This window comes from Halohasta salina (genome assembly GCF_024178165.1).
In the GTDB taxonomy this organism is placed as follows: domain Archaea; phylum Halobacteriota; class Halobacteria; order Halobacteriales; family Haloferacaceae; genus Halohasta; species Halohasta salina.
In genome coordinates, this window is record NZ_JAMZIE010000007.1 from 50914 (window position 1) to 73822 (window position 22909).

General features: G+C 65.2%; 24 protein-coding genes. 2 read left to right on the top strand and 22 right to left on the bottom strand.

What is annotated here, in order from left to right:
• Window positions 1–83: 83 nt before the first annotated feature.
• The 5 genes from NKJ34_RS13235 to NKJ34_RS13255 all read right to left on the bottom strand — a co-directional run bounded on the left by NKJ34_RS13235 (window position 84) and on the right by NKJ34_RS13255 (window position 6798).
• Window positions 84–2276 carry a DUF7846 domain-containing protein gene (locus tag NKJ34_RS13235; RefSeq protein ID WP_253738788.1) on the bottom strand — a complete coding sequence of 731 codons (2193 nt, stop codon included), beginning with the start codon at window positions 2274–2276 and terminating at the stop codon, window positions 84–86.
• A 1-nt stretch (window position 2277) separates the two neighbouring features.
• Window positions 2278–3411 (bottom strand): extracellular solute-binding protein, encoded by a 1134-nt coding sequence (locus NKJ34_RS13240; protein ID WP_253738789.1) that lies wholly within the window; start codon window positions 3409–3411, stop codon window positions 2278–2280.
• Between the two features lie 48 nt (window positions 3412–3459).
• Window positions 3460–4614, bottom strand: coding sequence for an alpha-1 4-glucan-protein synthase (locus NKJ34_RS13245; RefSeq protein ID WP_253738790.1), 1155 nt, complete (start codon window positions 4612–4614; stop codon window positions 3460–3462).
• A gap of 59 nt (window positions 4615–4673) precedes the next feature.
• A complete protein-coding gene (locus NKJ34_RS13250) occupies window positions 4674–5774 on the bottom strand; it encodes a lysylphosphatidylglycerol synthase transmembrane domain-containing protein (RefSeq protein ID WP_253738791.1) in 1101 nt (366 codons plus the stop codon).
• A 94-nt stretch (window positions 5775–5868) separates the two neighbouring features.
• On the bottom strand, window positions 5869–6798 hold the full coding sequence (locus NKJ34_RS13255; RefSeq protein ID WP_253738792.1) for an NAD-dependent epimerase/dehydratase family protein: 930 nt from the start codon (window positions 6796–6798) through the stop codon (window positions 5869–5871).
• A gap of 155 nt (window positions 6799–6953) precedes the next feature.
• Here NKJ34_RS13255 and budC point away from each other — a divergent pair, with 155 nt between their 5' ends.
• Window positions 6954–7682: a meso-2,3-butanediol dehydrogenase gene (budC, locus tag NKJ34_RS13260; RefSeq protein WP_253738793.1), complete on the top strand. Its 729-nt coding sequence runs from the start codon at window positions 6954–6956 to the stop codon at window positions 7680–7682.
• 7 nt (window positions 7683–7689) lie between these two features.
• Here the strand turns inward: budC and NKJ34_RS13265 are convergent, their stop codons facing one another.
• Window positions 7690–8664: a succinylglutamate desuccinylase/aspartoacylase family protein gene (locus tag NKJ34_RS13265; protein WP_253738794.1), complete on the bottom strand. Its 975-nt coding sequence runs from the start codon at window positions 8662–8664 to the stop codon at window positions 7690–7692.
• 79 nt (window positions 8665–8743) lie between these two features.
• On the opposite strand from NKJ34_RS13265, the gene upp reads away from it, so the two are divergent.
• Window positions 8744–9424, top strand: coding sequence for a uracil phosphoribosyltransferase (gene upp, locus NKJ34_RS13270; protein ID WP_253738795.1), 681 nt, complete (start codon window positions 8744–8746; stop codon window positions 9422–9424).
• On the opposite strand, the gene NKJ34_RS13275 is transcribed toward upp, so the two are convergent.
• From NKJ34_RS13275 to NKJ34_RS13350, 16 genes are all read right to left on the bottom strand, one after another.
• On the bottom strand, window positions 9421–10047 hold the full coding sequence (locus NKJ34_RS13275) for an IMPACT family protein (protein ID WP_253738796.1): 627 nt from the start codon (window positions 10045–10047) through the stop codon (window positions 9421–9423). The genes upp and NKJ34_RS13275 overlap by 4 nt on opposite strands.
• A 50-nt stretch (window positions 10048–10097) precedes the next feature.
• Window positions 10098–10520, bottom strand: coding sequence for a hypothetical protein (locus NKJ34_RS13280; RefSeq protein WP_253738797.1), 423 nt, complete (start codon window positions 10518–10520; stop codon window positions 10098–10100).
• Between the two features lie 2 nt (window positions 10521–10522).
• Window positions 10523–11023 (bottom strand): TrpY family transcription regulator, encoded by a 501-nt coding sequence (trpY, locus tag NKJ34_RS13285; protein WP_253738798.1) that lies wholly within the window; start codon window positions 11021–11023, stop codon window positions 10523–10525.
• Window positions 11024–11064: 41 nt separating this feature from the next.
• Window positions 11065–11658: an imidazoleglycerol-phosphate dehydratase HisB gene (gene hisB, locus NKJ34_RS13290; RefSeq protein WP_253738800.1), complete on the bottom strand. Its 594-nt coding sequence runs from the start codon at window positions 11656–11658 to the stop codon at window positions 11065–11067.
• 127 nt (window positions 11659–11785) lie between these two features.
• A complete protein-coding gene (locus tag NKJ34_RS13295) occupies window positions 11786–12106 on the bottom strand; it encodes a DUF7979 domain-containing protein (protein WP_253738802.1) in 321 nt (106 codons plus the stop codon).
• A gap of 100 nt (window positions 12107–12206) precedes the next feature.
• On the bottom strand, window positions 12207–12941 hold the full coding sequence (gene hisA, locus NKJ34_RS13300) for a 1-(5-phosphoribosyl)-5-[(5-phosphoribosylamino)methylideneamino]imidazole-4-carboxamide isomerase (protein WP_253738803.1): 735 nt from the start codon (window positions 12939–12941) through the stop codon (window positions 12207–12209).
• A gap of 48 nt (window positions 12942–12989) precedes the next feature.
• On the bottom strand, window positions 12990–14732 hold the full coding sequence (gene flaJ, locus NKJ34_RS13305; protein ID WP_253738804.1) for an archaellar assembly protein FlaJ: 1743 nt from the start codon (window positions 14730–14732) through the stop codon (window positions 12990–12992).
• Between the two features lie 5 nt (window positions 14733–14737).
• A complete protein-coding gene (locus NKJ34_RS13310) occupies window positions 14738–16411 on the bottom strand; it encodes a type II/IV secretion system ATPase subunit (RefSeq protein WP_253738805.1) in 1674 nt (557 codons plus the stop codon).
• A gap of 14 nt (window positions 16412–16425) precedes the next feature.
• Window positions 16426–17190, bottom strand: coding sequence for an archaellum protein ArlH (gene arlH, locus NKJ34_RS13315; protein WP_253738806.1), 765 nt, complete (start codon window positions 17188–17190; stop codon window positions 16426–16428).
• Window positions 17191–17192: 2 nt separating this feature from the next.
• Entirely contained in the window at window positions 17193–17654 is a 462-nt protein-coding gene (gene arlG / locus NKJ34_RS13320) for an archaellum stator protein ArlG (protein WP_253738807.1), read from the bottom strand.
• A 2-nt stretch (window positions 17655–17656) separates the two neighbouring features.
• Window positions 17657–18061, bottom strand: a complete 405-nt coding sequence (arlF, locus tag NKJ34_RS13325) for an archaellum stator protein ArlF (RefSeq protein WP_253738808.1) — start codon at window positions 18059–18061, stop codon at window positions 17657–17659.
• Complete coding sequence (locus tag NKJ34_RS13330; RefSeq protein ID WP_253738809.1) at window positions 18051–19649, bottom strand: FlaD/FlaE family flagellar protein; 1599 nt, start codon at window positions 19647–19649, stop codon at window positions 18051–18053. Before NKJ34_RS13330 ends, arlF begins: the two co-directional genes overlap by 11 nt.
• Before the next feature lie 77 nt (window positions 19650–19726).
• A complete protein-coding gene (locus NKJ34_RS13335; RefSeq protein ID WP_253738810.1) occupies window positions 19727–20230 on the bottom strand; it encodes a chemotaxis protein CheD in 504 nt (167 codons plus the stop codon).
• A gap of 27 nt (window positions 20231–20257) precedes the next feature.
• Complete coding sequence (locus NKJ34_RS13340) at window positions 20258–21430, bottom strand: chemotaxis protein CheC (RefSeq protein WP_253738811.1); 1173 nt, start codon at window positions 21428–21430, stop codon at window positions 20258–20260.
• Window position 21431: 1 nt separating this feature from the next.
• Window positions 21432–21794, bottom strand: coding sequence for a chemotaxis protein CheY (gene cheY / locus NKJ34_RS13345; RefSeq protein ID WP_253738812.1), 363 nt, complete (start codon window positions 21792–21794; stop codon window positions 21432–21434).
• A gap of 80 nt (window positions 21795–21874) precedes the next feature.
• Window positions 21875–22876 carry a DUF7500 family protein gene (locus tag NKJ34_RS13350; RefSeq protein WP_253738813.1) on the bottom strand — a complete coding sequence of 334 codons (1002 nt, stop codon included), beginning with the start codon at window positions 22874–22876 and terminating at the stop codon, window positions 21875–21877.
• Window positions 22877–22909 lie beyond the last annotated feature (33 nt).

The following is a 22909-nucleotide window of genomic DNA, read 5'->3' on the forward strand; positions in this document are numbered from 1 at the left end:
TGGCCAAAACGGTGCCGTTCGGACCACTGCAATCGGTACGCCAACGTTCCGTCGAGATGCTCGAAGAGAACGAGACCCGGAAGCTACAGACCGGCTGCCGGATCAGTCGTGTCGACCAGCTGGAGCCGCGTCTCGAACTCGACCCACGAGGGGTGAGCCCCCGGCTCGTCGGGGAGATACGTCCCCTCGCTGCCACACCGCGTCACCAGCGGACAGACCGTCCGCTCGGGCGGCCAGACCGCCTCGACGCTGCCGCCAGCCGACCGAACAGCGGCCTCCTGCCGATAGGTAAAGGTCGACCCCTCGGGATCGACCAGCGTGATCAGGAGCCGGACCTCGTCGGTGTCGTCGACCGGAATCGCTGTGTTGTTGACTGCCACCGACCGGTCGGCCGTGCCAACGGTGTCGAGCCGGGCCGCGTCGGGCGTGAGCGTCCAGTCGACGGTGACGTTCCGGGTCGGCGAGTCGAGATCGTAGCTCGCAGTGTCGGAGTCGGTTTCGAGTCGGACGGTCGCCCGGCTGATCCGGTTGGGGACGCCGACGGTCGACGCGCCGGCCAGCGACGGCCCCGACCGGATCGCCAGCGGTTCGAGTTTCGGCTGGACGTAGTCGTCGGGGTTCGGCGTCCACTCGCCACGGTAGGCGTAGCGGTAGTAGGTTCGGTTGGGGTAGGCATCGAGGACGGCGAAATCGCCGGCCGGATCGCGGTCCAGCGCATACACTACCTCGCCGTCGAAGCCGGGCTCGTTCCGGAGCGGCTGGAAGGGGTGGTTCTGCCACGGGCCGTAGGGGTCGGGGATGAAGACGAGCGCGTTGTCGAACTCGGCGGCCTCGATCGGCTCGTAGGCGACTTCGAACGTCTGGGTGGGTTCGACGTTCTCCTCAAGGGGGTCGGCCAGCAGCGCCGCGTTCGCCCCGCCGACCGCGAGGAGGCCAACCACGAGGGCAGCAACGGCGAGCCGACGCCGCGTGGCGGCACCAAACAGGGGAGCCAGCCGGTCGACCAGCCGGCTCCCGCGGAGCTGCCGCCAGCCGGCGACGACGCCGACTGCCGCAAAGATCGACAGCGGCACCAGCAGATCGAAGTAGTAGAAGGGGCCGAAGTGGGCCACCAGCCCGTCGGTGGGGTCGCTCAGCGTCGCCAACATGTTGTAATTGCCCCAGAAGGCGAGGTTCCCCAGCGGCACCGAGACGAACAGCCCCGCCAGCAGCAGGCCCGCGGTGGGGTCGACGCCCTCTCCGATCCCGCGCCAGCGACCGAGAACAACCCCGAGGCCGACGACTGCGGCCGCGATACCGAGGAGGCCGCCGGTGAACCACCGGGTGCCGAGATACTGCAGCGCGTAGCTGTTGGCCTCGATCGCGAGCGGAAGGGTGTAGTCGACCGAGTGATCGAGGATCTCTCGGGTGCCGAACCCCGGCCCGTCGCGGGGGGCGAACACCTGATAGGGGAACACCAGCGGCGAGCCCGTCAGTCGGCGGTTGTAGGCCAGCGTGAGGCCGACGAAGGCGAGTCCGCCCAGCGCGGTCAGGCCGTTGCGCCGAACCGGATCCGGCAGCGAACCGAACCGCAGGTCGGTGCGGGCGATCAACACCTCGCGTCGACGGAGTGCCCGCCAGATCGTCCACAGCGCGTGGGCGATAAACGGCGCGGCGAACAGCACGGCGGTGTAGGGCCGCGCGAAGAAGGCCAGTCCGATAGCGATCCCCGCCGCGGCCGCCGCCCGCGTCGACCCTGTACGGACGCCGTGGAGGTAGGCGACCGCAAACGCGAGATTCAGCAGTGTCGTCGGCGCGTACGGCAGAAACACGGCCGAGGTAAACAGCGTCATCGGTGCGGCCGCGAAGACGGCCGCCGCGACGAGGCCGGTCGACCGGTCGGCGACGGTCGATCCGAGCCGGTAGACCAGCGCGGTCGAGCCCGCGGCGATCAGCGCCAGCGTCACCCGCGGCTCGCCGAACAGGGCCATCGAGACGGCGTACATCGCCGCCGGCACCGGGCTGTACTTCGAGTAGAGCCGCCCGCCGTCCTCGATGAAGAACCACGGCCGGAACGCCTCGGCCAGTTCCCCGGCCTGCAGTTCGAGGCGGCCCTCCAGTAGCATGGCGGCCTGCATGAGATAGACGCCCTCGTCGTGGTTCGTCGAGTGGTAGGGGAAGACGACGAGCGCGATGAGGAAGACGACGGCACCCGACAGCGCGGCAACGGCCGCGGCGAGCCACTGCTGGCGGTCGACGGCGGCGAGCCGACGCCGGAGTCGGGCGGGGAGTGACACGCTACGTTTCGATGCCGACCTCACGCATGAGGTCGATGGTCGCCTGGACGTCCGACAGTTCGGCGAGCCGGAGGTCCGGCACGTCGAGTTCGTCGATCGTCGGCAGCTCACCGACGGGGTCGACGTCGGGGATCAGGGGGTACTCGTAGGTCTCGACGGCGAAGTACTCCTGGGCTTCGGCCGACAGCAGGTGGCGGATGAAGTTCTCCGCGAGGTCGGGGTCGTCGGCCTCGTCGATCACGGCCGCGCCGGCGACATCGAAGATCGAGCCCGCATCACCCTCGGTGAAGGCGGTCTCGATCGGCGCGTCGGGCGAGCCGGCCAGCACGCGCTGGATGTAGTAGTGGTTGGCGAAGCCGGCGTCGAGTTCGCCGTCGGCGACCGCCTGTGAGACCCGAAGCTCGTCGTCGTAGGCCTGAATGCCGGCCTCAACGACGCCCTCCAGCCACTCGCGAGTGGCCTCTTCGCCCTCTAGCTGCCGCATTGCAGTCACGAAGCCCTGACAGGACGGATAGGAGGGAGCCCAGCCGAGGTCGCCCTCGAACTCCGGGAACTCCATGATGCTCGCGGGGAGCTCCGAGTCGCTGTAGGCGTCGGTGTTGAACGGAATCGATCGGGCGCGGCCGGAGGTCCCGGTCCAGGAGTCGGTGTGGAACTCGTCGCGAACCAGATCGGTGATCGTCGACGAGAGGTCCTGGGTTCGGCCTTCATCGGCGAGCGCGCCGAGACCGCCGGAGTCGACGGTATAGAAGACGTCGGCCGGCGTCCCAGCACCCTCGCTGATGATCTGGTTGACGAGGTCGCTGCCGTCGCCGTAGCGGACGATGGGTTCGAAGTCCGGATAGGTGTCGTCGAGGAACGAGATCAGCTGGCCGACGAGGAACTCCCCGCGGCCCGAGTAGATCGTGAGTTCACCCTCCAGATCGGGCATCTCCGCGACCGGCGTCCCGCCGGGAGCATCCCGGCCCTCGCGGCCAGATCCGATCTGGCCGACCGTCGAGCCGGCGGTCTCCTCGCTGCCGCCGCCGTCGCCGACCAGATTCGTACACCCTGCGAGCGTCACTGCGCCGATCGCCGCCGATCCCGCGAGGAAGCGTCGACGGTTCGAGCGCTGCGGATCGTTCTGTCGTGTCATATTTTTAGGCTAACCTAAAACAACTTATACTCGTCGGTTCGCCCGGCGTCAGGCGGTCGACTCGATGGCCTCGAGGCAGTCGAGGTAGTCGTTCATGAACTCGCCGATGTAATTGAAGAACGCGCCGTTGTTGTACTCCGAGAAGTCGCCGTCGGCGAGTTCGTCGGCCATCGCCGCGAAGATCGCCGCGTAGGGCTCGTCGTCGTCGGGCGAGACGTCGCCGCCGACGTCGTCGACGATCTCCCAGAGGTGTTCGTTGAGTTCGAGGCCGGGGACCTCGTTGTTGAGGTCGTCGAAGGTGCTGCGGGGAGCCTTGTTGTGCTCACAGAGCGGCGCACCGTTGTAGATCTGTTTGCCGAGAATGTCGCAGGCGCGTTTGAGGAAGACCCCCGACCAGATGTCGTCGAACCGGCCGACGTCCCACTCGTTTTCGTCCATCGGCAGCTGGTAGAACGCCGGAATCACTTCGCGGCGGAACGCGAGATTCATGGAGCAAACGGTGAGGTACTGGCCCTCCGCAGCGACGAAGTCGTCACCGAAGTCGTCGGCGGTGGTTCGGGTCTGGGCCTGTCCCTGCAGGTCACCGTCCATCAGGATGCGGACGGCATCGAGGTCCGGCACGTTGGTCCACAGGCCTTGAGAAGCGACGATCTCGCCGCCGTCGATCTCCGTCGTCCCGGTGTCGACGCTCTCGTGCATCGCCGAGTAGGGATAGCCGCGCGGGTACAACTCGTGCTCGTCGGCGTTCTGGTAGAGCACGTTGACCCACTGCTCGTCGGAGGCAACCGACTCGATCTCGCCCTCGAAGGCGAGGTTCGCCATGTGGGTGCCGAAGAAGTCCTGATCGTCGTGGGGCAGCGTATCGTCGTCGATGAAGAAGCCGTACTCGTAGTCGCCGGCCCACATGTAGAGGAGGCCGAAGCTGGTCTCGGCGTGGCTGGCGGCGGGGATGATGTGGCTGTAGTCGGCGACGCCGTGGGCCTCAAACCACTCCTCGCGGCGACTGCCGTCGAAGACCTCGCCGTCGACGTCCTCTTCCTCGAGCATCGCTTCCATCTGGTCGGTCTCACAGAAGTCCTCGGTGACCAGCACGACGTGGAGCCGCGAGAGGTCGAACCCGTGCTCGCGGGCGTTCTCGAAGTAGGACCGCATACACTCGTACTCCCGGATCGTCGGCACAACGACGCAGATATCCTGACTCATTTCGGTAGCTGAATCTTTTTAGGCACTCCTAAAGAATTGTCGATCTCCGTCGGTAGCCTCTACTGAGCGGTTTCGGCAGCGGTCCCCTGCTCGGCGGCCTCGGTGGGTGAGACCCCCAGCCGAGCGATGGCTACGGCGCCACCGACGAGCGTGACGGCGTTTTTCAACGCGTGGTCCACGACGGCAGCGGCGAGAGCGGTACTCGCACCCAGCGGCGTCAGCGCGACCACGAGCGCGGTGAAGGCGGCCTCGTAGAGGCCGATCCCGCCCTGGGAGAGCGGCAGCACTTTGGCGAGGTTGCCGACGCTGACCGCAAGGGTGCCGACGACGAGCAGGTGGCCGACCGCGAGACTGCCGTCGAGGGCCGCGAGGACGAGGATCGCCGTGGCGACGTCCAGGGCCCACACCACCAGACTCTCGGCCCCGACGACGACCATCGCGCGTGGGTTCCGCGCGACGACGGCCACGTCACTGGCGAAACTGACGACCGCCGCGACCAGCGGGTCGAGCCGTGGAAACCGGTCGACGACGGCGGTGGCGACCGCTCCCGGTCGGAACCGAGAGCGGGCAGCGGCGACCGTCGAGACGCCAACCGCCAGCGTCACCGCGGTCACACCCCCCGCAGCCAGCAGTGCGGTACGGCCCCGTTCGGCCTCGGCGAGCAGGGTCAGCGGGCCGACGTCGCCACCGACTGCGAGCCACAGCGTGGCGAGGCCACCGAGGACTGCGATCGCGGCGAGGTCGAAGACGCGTTCGACCGCCAGAGAGGCGAAGCCGGCGGGGTAGGGCACCTGACGGCGGGCTTGGAGCACGTAGGCCCGCACCCCGTCGCCCGCCCGGGCCGGCAACACGAGGTTGGCCGTCTGGCTCAGAAACACGGCCAAGGTGAGAAACCGCGTGCCGAGGGGGTGGCCGGTCGCCGCCAGCACGTCGCCGTAGCGGCGGCCCCGGAGCGGCCACGACAGCGCGTAGAGGCCGACCGCCGCCGCGAGCAGTCGTGAGTCGGCGCGGGCCATCGCCGCGATGACCGAGGCGACGTCGACGTCCCGAAAGGCGACGACGAGCCCGGCGAAGACGGCCACCGTCCCCAGAATGGCCAGTCGACGGCGCGTCGCCGCGGCTCGAAGGCGGCCTGCCAGTCCGGTGCCGGCGCGATGCATACACTCCCGGTTCGCCCAGAGGTTTTTAAGCCTGCCTAAAACTTGATCAGGGGCCGGGTTCGAGACGCCTGGCCGCGGTATCCGGAACGAACGATCAACGGAGTTCGTCGATCAGTGCGCGGGTCGAACGGCGGACAGCTTCGTCGCTGCTGAGTTCGGGCTCCCAGCCCAGCGCCGAGAGCTTCTCGATGGACAGACGCATCTTCGGGACATCACCGGTCCAGCCGCGGTCGCCGCCGGTGTACTCGTAGTCGGGGTCGAGATCCATCTCGTCGGCGACGATGGCGGCGATCCGGTCGACCGAGGTCGTCGTCCGGGTGCCGAGGTTGTAGGTATTCACCGCGTCGTCGGCGGTGGTGACGATGTGCAGCATGGCGTCGACGCAGTCGTCGATGTGGAGGTAGGATTTCTCTTGGCGGCCGTCGCCGAGGATCGTCAGCGTCTCGGGATCGTCGACCAACTTCTCGATGAAGTCGGGGATCACCGCGCCGCGGAGGCCCGATCCGACGACGTTCGCAAAGCGGAAGTTCCAGACGGTCAGGTCGTGGCTGTGGGCCCGTGCCGACAGCAGCCCTTCGTCGGCGAGTTTGCTCGCGCCGTAGGCGCTGATCGGTTCGAGCGGGGCGTAGTCCTCGGGGGTCGGACGGGGGGCCTCCCCATAGACTGTCGACGAGGAGGTGTAGGCGATCTTCGTGACGCCTGCGTCGGCCATGGCTTCGAGCAGATTGCGGGTCATCTTCGTGTTGTCCTCGAACTGGCCGTGTGGCCGGTCGGTGTCGACGAGTTTCGAGGCCGCGAGGTGGAACACGAGGTCGACGTCGTCGAGGACGCCGTCGAGGGATGCGGGGTCGGTGAGGTCGGCTTCGACGAACTCTGCGTCGTCGGCGACCCGCTCGCGGGAGCCGTTCGAACAGTCGTCGACGACCGTTACGGCCGAGCCGTCGGCGAGCAGTCGGGAAACGAGGTGTGCCCCGACGAAGCCCGCGCCGCCGGTGACCAGAACGTGGTGGTCGGCAAGATCCATACGCCGAGAAATCAGCGACCGATAATGAACCGTTTGACTCGGCCTCGGCCGACCCGGCGGACCACCGCCTATCGGGTGCGGCCGGACAGCTATGTAAATTATGTAATTTTATTCTCCGAAAAATACAATAACTCACGTGGGTCTCAACTGCATGTATGCTTTCAGGAAAGACTGCAATCGTTACCGGTGGATCGGCAGGAATCGGGAAGGCGATCGCCGAGGAGTTCCTCAATCAGGGTGCGTCGGTCGTCATCGCGAACCGCTCCGAAGAGAACGGCCGACAGACGGCCGAGGAACTCGGCTGTTCGTTCATCCAGTGTGATGTCTCCTCCTACGACGCGGTGACCGACCTCGTCGACCGGACGGTCGAGGAACACGGCGGGCTGGATATCATGGTCAACAACGCCGGGATCGGGCTGACCGGCACCGTCGAGACCACCTCGCTCGACGACTGGCAGCAACTGCTGGAGGTCAACCTCAACGGCGTGATATACGGAACGCGGGCGGCGATGCCATACCTCAAGGAGTCGTCGGGCTGTGTCCTCAACGTGGCGTCGGTCTTCGGGCTCGTCGGCGGACCACAGACCGCCGCCTACGCGACCGCCAAGGGGGCGGTCGTCAACTTCACCCGGACGACGGCCGTCGACTACGCCGAGGCGGGCGTCCGCGTCAACAGCATCTGTCCGGGGTTCGTCCGGACGGCGATGACCGAGTCGGAACTCGAGAAGGACTCCTTCTACGAGTTCGTCCTCAACCAGACCCCAATCAGCCGCGTCGCCGAACCCGAGGAGGTCGCCGAGCCGGCGGCGTTCCTGGCTTCGGACAGCGCCTCCTACATCACCGGGGTGAACCTCCCGATCGACGGCGGCTGGACGACGCACTGACGCGGCCTCACAGCCGCTCGGCGATCCCCACGAGCGTCTGGCCCGCCGTCACGGTCGACTCCCGGGCGACCGAGTAGACGATCCCCTCGCGGTCGGCGGTCACGGTCTGGAGCGGTTCGTACGTCGTCGGCGCGTACACCGTCCCGAACGTATCGCCAGTCGCGACCTCGGCTCCGAGTTCAACACCGTCGTCGACCACGAACAACCCCGACTCCGCGGCCCGGACCCGACCGAGGTGGTTTCTGGCGCGGGTGCCGTCCCACGGCTCGGGCGCGCCATCGAGCAGCCCGAGGTGTCGACACACGCCAAAGAGCCCGTCGAGGCCGGTTTCGACCGCCGCCGGATCGAGTTGCTTGTTCGAGCCGAGTTCGGGCGTGATCGAGGGGATCCCCTCGCGGGTCGCCGCCACGCGGAGTTTGCCGTCGAAATCGCGGGTGTCCCACTCGGCGTCGGCCTCGGCGCCGGCGGCTTCGGCCAACAGGAGGTTGGTGCCGAAGGCCTCGGCGAGTCGCCGGGACTCAGCGTCACCCCGGAGGTAGACCGTGTGGGTCAGCATCTCGGGGCTCCCGGTGTGGAGGTCGACGATGGCGTCGGCTCCCTCGATGTCGGCCCAGAGCCGGGCGGCCATCCGCTCGTGGATCGAGCCGTCGGCGTCCCCCGGCCAACACCGGTTCATGTTGGGTGCCGCCGAGTCGATGGGTTCGGGCGTGGTGTAGGAGACCCGATCGAAGGTCAGCGGGTCGGCGACCGGCACGGCGATCAGCGTGCCGTCGAGGTCGGTATGGTGGGGGCCTGGCGAATCGTTGCTGGTGAGTCGGCCGTGGAGCCGACGGAGGAGTTCGGTGCCGTTGAGCTCCCGGCCGTGCTGGGCGGCCTGGACGTACAGTGTGGGCCCCGCGCCGGTGCCGTAGCGGTGGACGGTCGTCTCGACGGCCACACCCGACGGGAGTCGGGCTAACGTAGCCTGCTCGGCAGTGTGCATACCGGGACCACGGCCCGCGGGCTTGTAGCGCTACGGGATGGTCGACTCTTTTATTTATGTCCACCCCACTGTACGCCGTATGGCGATTGAAACGCGGGATCACGCCCATCTCATTACGCACGCGCTGGCCCAGGACACGCTGTCGACGCTCCGATCGACCGAGACCGAACAGGTCGCCTTCAGGAAAGGCCTCGTCCGGCTGGGCCGGATCTGCGGCTACGAGATCATCGACGGTGCGATGGACACCGAGTTCGTCCCGATCGAGACGCCGCTGGCCGAGACGACCGGCGAGCGCGTCAAAGGCCTCGACAACGTCGTCATCATCAACGTGCTCCGGGCCGCAACCCCCTTCGTCGAGGGGCTGCTCAAGGCCTTCCCACGGGCCAAACAGGGTGTCATCTCCGCCGGCCGCGACGAGTCGGCGGGGATGGACGACGACGGCGAGTTCCCGATCACCATCGACTACGTGAAGCTCCCGGATATCAGCCCCGACGACACCGTCATCGTCGCCGATCCCATGCTGGCGACGGGCTCGACGATGTGCAAGGTCCTCGATCACGTCCGCGATGTGACCGACAGCTACGAGAACCTCTTCGTGCTCTCGGCGGTCTCGGCTCCGGCCGGCCTGATCCGCGTCGACGAGGCGTTCCCCGAGGTCGACCTCCTGACGGTCGCGATCGACGACCGGCTCGACGAGAACGGCTACATCGTCCCCGGACTCGGCGACGCCGGCGACCGGGCGTTCCGAACGACCGACTAGTCGAGTTCGACCCGCCCGCTCGTCGCGTTCAACAGACGCTCTCTGAGGCCCGGGGCGTCGTCGACGGGCACCCGAACCGCAAACGAGGCCCGTTCGTCGTAGCTGGCCTCGAACTCGACGTCGACCGACTCCAAGATCCCCCGAACGGTACCGGAGTCGTCGTACGCGACGGTCGCGGTGAATCGCTCGTGTGGCACCGTCTCGACGATCCCCGCATCGTCGACGGCCCGCTTGACTGCCGCGGAGTAGGCACGGGCTAACCCGCCGACACCGAGGTTAGTCCCGCCATAATACCGGGTGACGACCGCCACGAGGTGCTGGAGATCCTGTTGGACGAGCACGTTGAGCGCCGGCTTTCCCGACGAGCCGCTGGGCTCGCCGTCGTCGCTACACCACTCCCTGAGCATGGTCTCGCCCAACTGATCGGCCGAGGCCTCGCCCGCGGGAACGCGGTAGGCCGGGACGTGGTGAGTTGCATCGGGGTAGGTCTCGCGTTCCTCGGCGATGACGGCCTCGGCCTCGTCGACGGTGTCGACCGGCTCGACGACGCCGATGAACTCCGAGCCCTGTCGGTCGAGTGTCGCTTCGCCGCGGCCGTCGACGGTTCGGAACGGATCGCTCACGGCCGCGGGTTGGCGACGAACGTAAAAAGCCCCGTCGACGGCGGGGTGGGCTACTCCTCTGCGGATGGGATGGGCGAGCCGAACCGGTCGGGGTGGTGGAGGTAGTACAGCAGCCCGAAGGCGACGATACCGACGAGTTCGACGGCTTTCGACACCGCCGCCAGCGGCTCGGCGGCCAGCGCCGCGGCGAGCGGGCCGTCGGTCCAGAGCCAGTAGCCGACCAGCAACGCCGCCAGCGTCCCGCCGCCGAGGGCGCTGAGCCGGCGATAGCGGTAGCCGCGGAACAGCGCCGCCGCGACCGCGACCAACAGGAAGGCAGCGGGAACGAAGAGGAACGGGCGGCTGTCGGCGACCGGGTTCCGGAGGAGCGAGACCGAAAGCCGGGGAATCGCCCAGAGGAGGTGGATCGCGGCGACGACGAGGGCGGCCTGAATCGCGGCCAGTCGACACAGGCGCTCGATCGTGGCCGGCATGGTCAGAACTCGACGCGCCGGACGAACGGTAGCTCGCGGATCGACAGGAGGAGGTCGCCGGGGACGGCCTCGTCGGTGATGATGTGGAGCTGTGGCTCGTCGGTGAACTCGGGGTCCTCGCTGATGATCTGGCGGATCGATATCTCGTGGTCGGCGATGAGGCCGGTGACCTCGGCGACGATCCCCGAGGCGTCGGCGGCCTCTACTTCGACGGTCATCACGGTGAGATCGAGGACGGGCGCGAGATCCCGGAGGCTCGGAATCGCCGAAATGTTCGCGAAGATCCGCTGGAGTTCGGGATCGGAGCGAATGGCATCCGTGGTGGAATCGACCACCCGGCGGTCGACGTCGATCTCGCGGGCGATCCCGGTGTAGGGGATCTCGATGCCGCCCGAAACCACCCGGCCCTCCTCGTTGACCGAGAAGCCGCGTTCCAGCAGCAGGCGAATGACCGCCTGCTGGCTCGGAGACCCCTCGAACTTCTCCATGATCTCGTCGAACATCGTTAGTAGCCTCCTAACGAAGTGTGATGCCGGTCCATCCGCTACAGTTCGCCCTTCGTGCTCGGCGTGTCGCTCCGCCGCTCGTCGACTCGCGTCGCGTCGTCGAGCGCCCGCGCCAGCGACTTGAACAGGGCCTCGACCTCATGGTGGGCGTTGTCGCCCGCGATGATCTCGGCGTGGAGCGTCAGCCCGGCGTTGAGGGCGAGCGATTCGGCGAAGTGTCGGGCCATGTCGCTCGTGAAGTCGCCAATCTGGTCCTGTGAAAAGTCGCCGTCGAAGACGAAGTAGGGTCGACCGCTGACGTCGACGACCACGGAGGCCAGTGCTTCATCGAGCGGTACCCGGCGGTCGGCGTAGCGGACGATGCCGCGTTTGTCGCCCAGCGCCTCGTCGAAGGCCTCCCCGAGAGTGATCCCCACGTCCTCGACGGTGTGGTGGTCGTCAATGTCGAGATCGCCGTCACACCGGACGGTGAGATCGAACAGGCCGTGTGTGGCCAGCGCGGTCAGCATGTGGTCGAAGAAGCCGATGCCGGTGTCGACGGTCGACTCGCCGTCGCCGTCGAGAGCCAGTGTGACCTCGATGGTCGTCTCGCCGGTTTCGCGGCTGACGGCGGCGGCGCGTGAGTCGCTCATAGGGGTACTGAAACACGCGGGGAATATGGTGGTTGCGCTGTTGTCCGTTCGGTTCGATCGTCGACATCGCGCACTGGGGACCCAGTCGAGGGCTGTTCCTCCGTACCCCCCTCTGTCGTCGGGAGCGCTAGGTTTCGGCCACAGTGAGTTGATACGTTCCATTCTGGTATCGCACGGCATCACTGTCGTACCACACCGGGGAGTTGGTGTCGTCGGGGATCTCTGTGAACTCGTCGGCGACTGCCCGCTCGAAGACCGTCTGCTGGGCGGCTGTGAGGGCCTCGTACTCGATCACTGCTCCCTCGGCATCCCCCGGCTCATCGATCTGCTCTACATACAGAAACGCCGTACTGGTTCGGTCAGGGGTCGCGTCGCCCCAAACGGCGATCAGACCACCCCCTGCGACGGCGGCAGCGACCACGAGTCCGACCAACAAGAGCCGTTTCATTGATACATCGTATTCCGAACGAATGCTTAACAGTCCCGATCGGATCTGTCCTCCTGAACCGTCCCGCGCGGTAGTTGCTATCCGAATGTGGAGGAGCGACCTACGTGGAGGCAACCTCGATCGCCGCCGCCAGCGTGAACGCCCCCTCGTAGAGGGCGGTGCCGACGACGACTGCCGCCGCGCCGGCGTCCCGGAGTTCGAGAACGTCGTCGACCGACGCCACCCCGCCGCTGGCGACCACCGGGATGTCGACGGCTTCACACACTCGACCCACGAGTTCCGTATTGACGCCCTCCAACTGTCCCTCGACGTCGACGTTCGTAAAGAGGATCGCGCCCGCACCCAGCTCCTCGTAGCGCCCAGCGGCCTCCGCAGGGTCGAGGCCGGTCGACTCGGTCCATCCCGAGACGACGACTTCGCCGTCCTTGGCGTCGAGGCTCACCATCACCGTACCGGGGTACTGCTCGGAGATCTCGCCGACGATCTCCGGGGTCTCGACCGCTGCGGTCCCGAGGATGACGCGGTCGACGCCCAGATCGAGCAGTTCGACAGCGTCGTCGGCCGTGCGAATCCCGCCGCCGAGTTGGAGGTCGACGTCCGCGGTGTCGATGATCGCCTCGAAGGCCGCGCTGTTGACGCGTTCGCCCTCGAAGGCTCCGTCGAGATCGACGAGATGCAGCGTCTCGGCCCCCTGGTCGACCCACTGGTCGGCCGCGGCGCGCGGCTCGCCGTACCGTTTTTCGGTACCGCGTTCACCCGCGACGAGTTGGACGACCTCGCCGTCTTGGACGTCGACTGCGGGGATCACCTCGAAGGTCGGAAAGGGGTCGCTCATGGACGCTGGTTCGACGGCCGGCTGATAAAAGTCGACGGTCGGCGGCGCTCAGATCGAGAGGATGATGCTGACGACTTCACGGGTGAAGACCGCGGTCAAACAGCCGAGCCACGTCATCATGACGAAGTGGATGTAGGCGGTCGCCTTGTTCCCGCCGTCGATGGTGCGGATCATGACCGACGACAGTGCGGCGTTGAACAGGATCACCAACAGCAGCAGGTACTCGATCAGCGGGATGTTGTACGCACTAGGGTAGATGATCTGGCCGAGGTTGAACTGCGAGATTTCGAGCTGTGTCGAGAACTCCGCGAGGATGTTGACGACCTCCAGCCCGATGAAGAAGGCGAACGTCGCCGCCGCGGTGATCCCGTACAGCAGGCCGATCAGCGTGGTCGCCGCCTGCTTCCGCTTGGTGCGGAGCTGGTTGATCTGGTTCATGTTGGTGCTGATGATCTCCCCCAGCAGCTTGGTGTTGCCACCCATCTGTCGACCGACCAAGAACATCTCGCTGAACTTCTGGATGAGGTAGGACCGACACTCGATAGAGAACTCGCCCCACGCCTGATCGGGGTCGAGCCGCATCATGAGTCGGCGGTAGAGCCGGTTGATGTCGGGCGACAGTGCCCCGAAGTCCTTCTCTTTGAGCGTTTCGAGGACGACCGACGTCGTCGCCTGCTTGGCGTTCTCGGCCGACCCCAGCGAGCGGATGAAGTTCGGGAACTGGTCGTCACGGCCGTGGATCTTCTGTTCCTCGTTTCGGAGGACGATCCCGGTCACCAACAGCGGCGCGACCGGGAAGGCGATGTAGGTCGGCAGCGGCACTTCCTCGATGAAGAACAACAGCCCGTCGACGCCCGGCCCGATGCCGAGAAAACCCAGCCCCATGAAGACGACCAGCACCATCGAGCCGATCCCGCCAAACGCCAGCGACCCCCAGATCTTCCGGTTCTCGACGAACCGGGCCTCCGGGAAGTACCAGACCGGATCGTACGGGGCCATCGTCCGGATAATGAAGAAGAAGCCCAGCTGGACGAAAAAGAACATCACGATCACGCCGACGACCGTCAGCGTAGGGTTGACACCCGACAGAATGGGGAGTACGACCGCGAACACCAGCGCGAAGGTCATCGAGAGGATCATCGACATGTAGAGGTCCTTCATCACCTCGATGTTGTCCAGCGAGCCCTCGTAGACGGTGCTGTACTGGTCCATCATGATGTCCTGTTCGTTGACGAGGAAGTCCTTCATCTCCTGACCCGCGCCCATAATGTAGCCGAGCCGCTCGAAGAAGTCCGCCAGCGCGTCGCTGGGGACCTCCTTGGCCCGCCGTCGACAGGCGTCGTCGAGGCTCTGGTTCCAGGTGTCGACCAGATGGACGACGTGACCGAGTTCTTCGGCGAGCGCGCCGTACTCCTCTTCGGTGGCCAGCGTCCGGAAGACCTCCATCCGGTCGATGTTGGTCAGCGACAACACCGTCATGTGGGTCATCACCAGGTGAAACTGGTTTTCGATGGCGATGCGACGCTGGCTGACGTAGATCTTGGGATAGACGACCGCAGCAGTGATGATCAACAGCCCGAGCAGCGGCAGCGGCAGTCGAACGACCAGCGGGACCGTCAGGAGGACCGCCGCGGCGATCGTCGCCACGAACACGACCAGCGCCGGCAACAGAATGGTAAGGAAATACCGCTTGCGCGACATTTCCAGCTTGTCGTAGGACGCCAGCAGCTCCGAGACGAACGTCAGGAACGTATCGAGTCGGTTGGTCGACTGGTCGGTCTGTGTCGCCATGGGCGTTATTGGTCGATCGGTGAGGGTCGCATCGAGAACGGCAACCCTTCGACACCGTCACGCTGGAAGGCGTCGATCGTTTCGTTGACTTCGTGGTAGCCCAACACGCCCTCTTGGATCATCCGCTCGATGACCTCCGCGCGGTACTGTAGCTGGTCGTAGATATCGCGGGTGTCGGCGTACCCCAGCAGCGTCGCGATCTGCTCTTCGAGCACGTAGGAGTTGTTCATCCCCTGGAAGACGATGTTGTCCTCGACGGGATCCCAGCTGAAGACCTCACGCGTCACGACCCCGTCCATCTCCTTGGAGTACCCCTCGATCTCCTGGACGGAGGTGACCCGACGCAGCACCTTGTCGCCCTGTTTGACGCGGTTCTGGAACAGCGCCACGTCGGCGTTGTCCATGAACGTCTCGGGGATGTTGATCGGGTCACCCGTAAACCGCTGGATCATCGAGACGATGTCGGAGGCGTGGAACGTCAGCATGACGGGGTGGCCCGTCTGGGCCGCCTGGAACGCCATGCGGCCCTCCTCGCCACGGACCTCCCCCACGATGATGTAGTCGGGACGGGATCGCAGGGCCGCGGTCACCAGATCGAACATGTCGACCTCGTTGCCCTCGTCGCCACCCTCACGGGTCATCAGCTGCTGCCACGTGTCGTGGGGGGGCAGCACTTCGGCGGTATCCTCGGCGGTGTAGATCTTGGCGTCCCGCGGGATGAACGACAGCACCGAGTTGAGCGTCGTCGTCTTCCCCGATGCGGTTTCGCCGACAACGAAGACGGTCCGCTCGTTTTCCAGACAGAGCCACAGATAGGCCGCCAGCTCCGGCGAGAGTGTTCCCCAGTGGGTGATCTGATTGATCGACAGCGGGACGTCCTCGCTTTGGCGGATCGTCAGCGAGGGCCCCTGAATCGAGACGTCGTCGGAGTAGATGATGTTGATACGCGAGCCGTCGGGCAGCGTCGAGTCGACGATCGGGTCCGAATCCGACACCGGGTCGCCGATCCGCTCGCCCATGTTTCGCAGCCAGCTATCGAACTCGTCGGGCGTCCCGAAGTCGACCGTGGTCGGCATCATCCCGAAGGTGCCGTGGTCGACGTGACACTCGTGGGGGCCGATCACGTGAATATCCTCGTTCTGTGGGTCACGCATCACCGGCTCCAGCGGTCCGAACCCGACGATATCCCGGTTGAGCCGGTAGCGGATCGCGTCGTAGGTCTGCTGGTTGATCTCGATCTTGCCGAAGTTCCAGAACTGCTTGACCCGGTCGTAGAAGGTGGTCTCGCCGTCGGCGACGTAGGTCGCGTCCTCGAGTAACTCCTCGATGAGGTCGTCGTACTCGGACTCGTCGCCCGGCGCGTTGCGGTGGCCGCTCATCGACAGCAGCTTCCGTTTGACCTTCTCGAGGACCACCGCCTCCGAGTCCGACAGCGTCGGCTCGACGGCGTAGTATTTGAGTTTCTGTCCGACGTCGCCGTGGACGTGGACGAACAGCGGCCCGCCGATCGGATACAGGACGTTCGGCCGGTCGGCCTCGTAGTCGTCGGGCCCCTCGACGAACAGCGGGAACTCCCCCGTGATCTGCTTGAACTTCATCAGATGCTCGCGGAGATGCGGCTTCCGCATCGCCATCTGCTTGAGTTCGTCGGATGGGGTGGGAGTTCCGTGTTCGGTCATCGTGTGTGAGCTCCTTACGCTACACTACGGCTCTCGATGACAATACCAGTTCCGGACCGAACAGAGAAACCGATCGTATCACCGACCTGTTCGCCCATCCCGGCAAACCGCTTGACCTGCAGTTGGCGGCGGATGTCGTTGCCGACCTCGACCATCTGGATCTCGATGTAGACGTCGGCGATCGACCGGAACGGACCGATGGCCTCCTCGTCGACCGTCGAGGGGTCGACGGTGAGGATGATCACCTTGCCGTCGGAGATCATATCACGGAAGTATGAGATGATCTCGAGGGCGGCCTGTCGCTCCTCGTTTTGACGGACCAGCGACTCGAAGGTGGGGTCGTTCCGGAGGATCGAATCGAAGGTGTCGATGATGATGACCTCGGGTTCCCACATTGTCTCGGCTTCCATCAGCCGCCGGAGTAGCTCCTTGCGCTCTTTGTCCTCCTTGCCGCTGAGTGCACCCGCGCTGTCGAAATCGCCCTGCAGGAACAGGAGCTGTTCGTTCAACAGCGGGCTGACGATGTCGTAGGACAGCGAGTGCATCTGGTCGATAAAGCCCGAGACCGTCAGCTCGGTCGACAGGAAGGTGACCGAGGTGTCTTCCTCGGTAAACCCGTAGGTGAACCGCTGGCTGATGGCGCTTTTGCCGGCCCCGTAGTCGCCCTCCAACAGGACGATACTGCCGCGTGGGATGCCGCCACCCAGCTCCTTGTTCAGGCGGTCGTGGTCCTCCATGCCGAGCGAAATCAGGTTTCGGTGTGTGCGTCGTGTACTCATGGTTATGTGGTGAACTCGAAGGTCTCTTGATCCTCGTTGACGGTCAGTATCAGCCGGTTGTCGCCGGTCGTGTCGACCGAGTCGTCGGTGATCGTGATCGCCACGACATCGCCGGGACGCCAGACGTTCGAGTCGCCATTGGCGTCGTCGACGGCGATATTGTCGTTGCCGACGAACTGGCCGTTGAGAACGACATCGAACGCTGAAGCCTCTATCGGTACCCCCTGTGAGCCGGTGTTGCGGACGTGGATGGTCAGGTTGTTCGTGCCGGTGTCGTAGGGGGTGTCGCTGGGGTCGCTGATGATCGCCATATCCATCCGCACCTGCTGGGTGACATCGAGACTCCGATCGTCGATCGCACTACTAACTCGGTCGACGCCGGTGGTGAGCGTGCCGACGACGCCGGCGGCGATGACGAGACTCGCAATAAAGATGATCAGGTGAGACGCCGAGACGCTGGCCATCGTTAGACGACCTCCGACTCGCTGATGCCGTGGTCGGTGACGATCTTCACGCTGTCGGTCGGCGTCGGGAAGTTGTCGATGGTGATCGTTTCGCCGGGGAACCAGACCCCGCCGTCGCTTACGTCGTAGTCACTCCGAGGTTGGTACTCCCCGTCGACGACGAGATCGATCTCGTCGGCGTCCAGCGACGTCGACCCCTCGTTTCTGACGCCGATGGAAGGAGTACCCGTATCGACCGCGGTGATGTTGATCTCGGTGTTTCGCATATCGAGTCTGGCGTCGGTTCGGTCGATTTCCGCATCCGTCACGCGTTCGTGGGCGTTCGACACGGCGGGATACAGCGTCCCGGCCGCGAGGAACAGCCCCGCGAAGATGATTGCCGTCGACGCGCTGACGCTAAAGCCCATTGTCGCCCTGCGCGAAGGAATCCCACCGATCGAGGATCACCGACGTCGCAGTCGTGCCGTTGTTGAGCTTCATGATGTATTTCAGGCTGTGGACGTGGTGAGCCCGATTCAGCTGGTCGGTGCCGGGCTGGTCGACCTTGTTGCGGTCGATGTTGCCGAATCCCGAGAGGAACGACCGGAGGTGGTCGGCCGCCGCCTCGTCGATCCAGTCGATCCGCTCGTAGTAGTTGACCGCCCGCGCCGCGTCGGTGACGGATGATTCCTCGACGAGGAACTCCAACCACTCCATCACGACGAGATCGCCGACGTAGTCGCCGGGGATCGCGGTGAGATAGGGCTTGTCGCCGCTCGAGGAGAGCTGGTCGGAGGTGACGTACTCGAAGTCACCCTGCGCCTGCGGCTCGGCCGTGGGTTCGGGCTCCGGTTCGGGTTCGGCGTCGACGGTCGGCGAGTCGTCGGTGACCGCCATCTCGTCGTCCGAGCCGTTGCCGAGGGCGTCGTCGGGCTCGTCGTCCATCCCGAACCCGTCGTCGTCGTCCATGTCGAGGCCGTCGTCAGCGTCGTCGAACTCGTCGTCCATCCCGCCGAACTCGTCGTCGCCATCGTCCATCCCGAGGCCGTCGTCGGCGTCGTCGAACTCGTCGTCCATCCCGCCGAACTCGTCGTCGTCCTCGTCCTCGTCGGCCCAGGAGGCCTCGCCGGAGTCGTACTCGTCTTTCAGTTCACTAAACGATTTACCGCCGGTTGAATCTTGATCGCTCACCATATCTTCGGATTCGGTTTCGTCGCCGAACTCGTCGGCGCCGTCGTCCAGTTCCTCGAAGTCGTCGCCGAACTCGTCTTCGTCGTCTTCGTCACCCAGTTCCTCGAAGTCGTCGTCGAACTCGTCTTCGTCGTCGTCCTCGTCGAAGTCATCGTCGAAGAAGCCGTCGGCGTCCTCGCTCATCACCGAGTCGTCGACGTCCTCATCGCCGCCGCTGTCGTCCTCGGTGTCGAACAGCCCCAGTCCGTCGTCGCCGCCGACATCGAAGTCACTGGCGTCCTGCTCGTCGACGAAGGGATTGATCCCGCGGGTCACCATCTCGTAGATGTCCAGCAGGTTCCTGATGTCCTCCTCGACGTCCTCGACGCGGTTGCTGATCTCGGTGTTTTCGTTTTGGACGGTGTTGACCGTCGAGGAGAGGCTGGCGACCTCGTTTTCGAGTTCGTCGAGCTGGTGTTCGAGCTCGTCGATGTTGCCGCCACCGCCACCCCCGCCGAAGTCGCCGTCCATCCCGCCGTCGTCCATCCCACCGAAGTCGTCGTCCATCCCGCCGAAGTCGTCGTCCATCCCGCCGAAGTCGTCGTCCATCCCGCCGTCCATCCCGCCGAGATCGTCACCCATCCCGCCGAGATCGTCGTCACCCATCAGGGCGTCATCGTCGTCGGCCTCGTCGTCGTCGGAATCGAGGATGCGGTCGATGATACTGGCACCGACCAGTCCGGCTGTTCCTGCGGCTGCGGGGCCAAGCACCGACAGGTCGGTGCCGAACACCGTGACCCCATCGAGTGCGGGGAGTGTGATGAGGAGCGATATACCGAGACCCATTACGTGAAATCGAATCAACCAGTATACTTCAAACCACCCCTCTGAATTTCAGGGATGAGATTTTGAAACGGGAGCTGTCAGATGGTCCGCGTTTCCTCGTCGGCCGTCCGAATCGTAAGCGCGCCGGCGGCCGGGTCGAACCGGATCGATCGGCCGTGGCCGCCGCCGATGTCGGAGCCGACGATCTCGATCCCGTACTCGTCGAGCAGCTGTTCGGCCAGCGCGATGTTCCGGCTGCCGATGCTGTCGCCGCCGGAAGTAAACTGGATCATCTCGCTGCCACCGACGATCCGTGCCTCCATCGCGTCGCGGTCGGCCCCCGCGGCCTCCATCTCGTCGACCAACAGCGGGATCCCGGTGTCGACGAACTTCGCGGGCGTCGAGTCCCGCGCCTGATCGACGGTCGGTAGCATGACGTGAATCAGCCCCGAGACCGTGTTTCGCGGGTCGTACAGCACGATCCCGAGACACGACCCCAGCCCGCTTGTGATCAGTACGGTCTCGTCAGTCACGACGGCGTATTCGGCGATGCCGATCTTGCGTCGGTCGACGGGCTGGTCGTCCGTATCAAAGCGTTTCACGACTGGTTGTGGTCCCCGGTCGGCGGCTCAGCCTCGCGCCGGCAGTGCCGACAGTGCCCGGGCGAGTTCGCGTTCGTTTGGTAGCGCATAGATATCACACCGGCCCTGCCGGCCGTCGATTTCGATCGTCGAGTCGATCACGAAGGCGTACTCCTGTTGTGTGCCGAGCTTGCCGACGACCGGACTCATGATCGCCGACCCCATGTCGTGGACGAAGTTCGGCGGCGTGTGTTCGATGCTCGTTCCCAGAACGTTGGCCCAGCCGTCGATGAAACCGCTGGTCATGATGTTGCCCAGCTCCTTGATCGCGCCTTCGGTCATCGTCCCGATCTCCTCCTCGGATGTGTCGCCGGGCATCATCGAGCTGGCGACCGTCTTGGCGGATTCCTCATCGAACAACACGACGAGATAGCCGCTTGGCAACCCCTTCAGCTCGAAGACGACGCCGACATACCGGTCGTCGCCGACCTGCCGCGGCACCCCCTTCAACGGGACAAAGCGGAGCCGGCTCACGTCGACGTCGGTGTCGAGGCCGGTCATCATCCCGATCTGGCCGGCGGCGTTGCCCGCGCCCTCCTTGGCGAGGTCCTCGAAGGCACTCAGCCGGTTGACCGGGATCTGGTTGCCCTCGTTGCCCGAGAGCAACTCGACGAACTGTCGGTACTCCGGCAGCATGTAGATCGAGAAATCGAGGTCGACATCCATCGCCTTGAGCTTGCTCTCGAAGAGGAACACCCCGTGGTTTTTGGCGGCCTCGATGGCCTGATCGGGCAGGATCCGCGGGCCGACGGCCTCGGTGTACTTCGGCGGAGTCATGTTGATCGCCTCCCCGAGGTGGTTGGCCCAGCCGTCGATGAAGCCGCCGATCATGATGTTGCCCAGCTCGGTGACGCTGCTCTGGGCGAGTTCGTCGCTCGATCCTGTCGCCTTCAACAGGAGGTCCTGCAGCATCAGCGCCCGTTCCCGCTCGAAGGCGAGGACCGTCTCGCCCTCCAATCCCCCTTCGAGCCCGAGTTCGACGCCGACGAACGACTTGCCGGTGAACGTCTCCGCGAGCACGTTCTCGGTGACGAGGCTCACGTCGGTGACTTCGACGTCCATCGCGACGCCCGTCAGCTGTGACAGCGACCGGGCGGCGCGTTCGGCACCCTGAGAAGCGAGGTGGTTGAACTGCCCGAGCTCGCGGATGTCGACTTTCATACTAGGCCGGGATGACGTCGTTGATCGCCTCGAGCACGTTGGGTTTCTGGAACGGTTTGGTGATGTATCCTGAGGCACCCGCTTTGATCGCTTCCTTCATCTTCTCTTCCTGACCGACACTGGTACACATGATGATCTTCGCGTCGGGGTTCTCGTCGGTGATCTCGTCGGTGGCCTCGATGCCGCTTCTGATCGGCATGACGATATCCATCATGACGATGTCCGGATCGTGTTCCTTATACAAATCGACGGCTTCGACGCCGTTTTCGGCCTCTCCGACGATCTCGAAATCTGCCTCCAGGATCTCGCGGAGCAGGTTCCGCATGAACTCCGAGTCGTCGGCGATCAGCACACGCTTTGCCATATATGCTGTTGGCGCGCCCGCATTATCATAAACACTCCCCTACAGTTATCAGCGATGAGAACAGAACCGCGGGATGCAACTCAGTCTTTCGATGGCGGCACGGTAAACGAGCCTTCCTTCCGGATCGCCGTCAGCAGGTCGCCGATCGAGTCGTCGGGCTTGAGGTCGTACTGTTTGATCGTCGCATAGGCGCTCTGGACGGGGTACTCGACGGCCAGATCGGTTCCGGCGAGAATGATCCCGAGTACCACCTCGGGGTCGACTTCCTCGGTCGTCTGGCGAGCGTACCATCGCAAGAGGGTTTCGAGCGTCTCGCCGATGTCGTCGGAGGTCATCCGCCCGCGGTTGACCTGTCCCTCGACGTTGAGCGTGGCGTCGAACCCGTAGTCACCATCACCTTGGGCGAGTTCCTTGGCGAGGAACTTGCTGACAGTCTCGTTGGAGATCTCGGCCACCGGCGGCTCGGCCGGCGGCTGGTCGTGGGCCGCGAGCTCCGAGGAGTTGGGATGGGGCGATGACCCCGTCTGCCCCTCGGCAGACTGCTGTCGACCCCCAGCCGCCGGCTGACTGCCGGCCGGCTGGCCGCCGGTCGACTGCTGGTGTCGTCGACCCTCTTGCTCGGCGGCGGGCGGCTGTTGTGCGGGTTGTTGCTGGTTCGGCTGTTGTTGGGTAGGCTGGCCCTGATTTGGGTGCTGTTGGGTAGGCTGACCCTGATTCGGCTGCTGTCCGGTAGGCTGGCCTTGATTCGGCTGGGTTGGATCCGGTTGCCGATCGGTCGACGGCTGGCCGCCTCGAGCGGTCGGCTGCGTGGTTCGATTCGGTTGGTCGGCCGGGGTCGACTGCTCGGACCGGGGAGACGGCTCCTGTCCGGTCGGCGCGCCGGACCCCTCATCTTCGTCCTCGTCGGAGAGCCAGTCGGGGTTTTCGAGGATCTCCTTGTCGGGTTCCGTCGCCGGCCCGTCGGCCGAAACCACGTACCGCCCGTCGTCGATCTCCGCGACCTCGGGTTGATCGGTGATATCGAGGTCGTCGGGCGCGAGCACGCGGTCGCGGTTCTCCATCTCCGAATCGTCCGAGCCCATGACTGTGTGGTTAGTTGTCACACGTATAAGCGT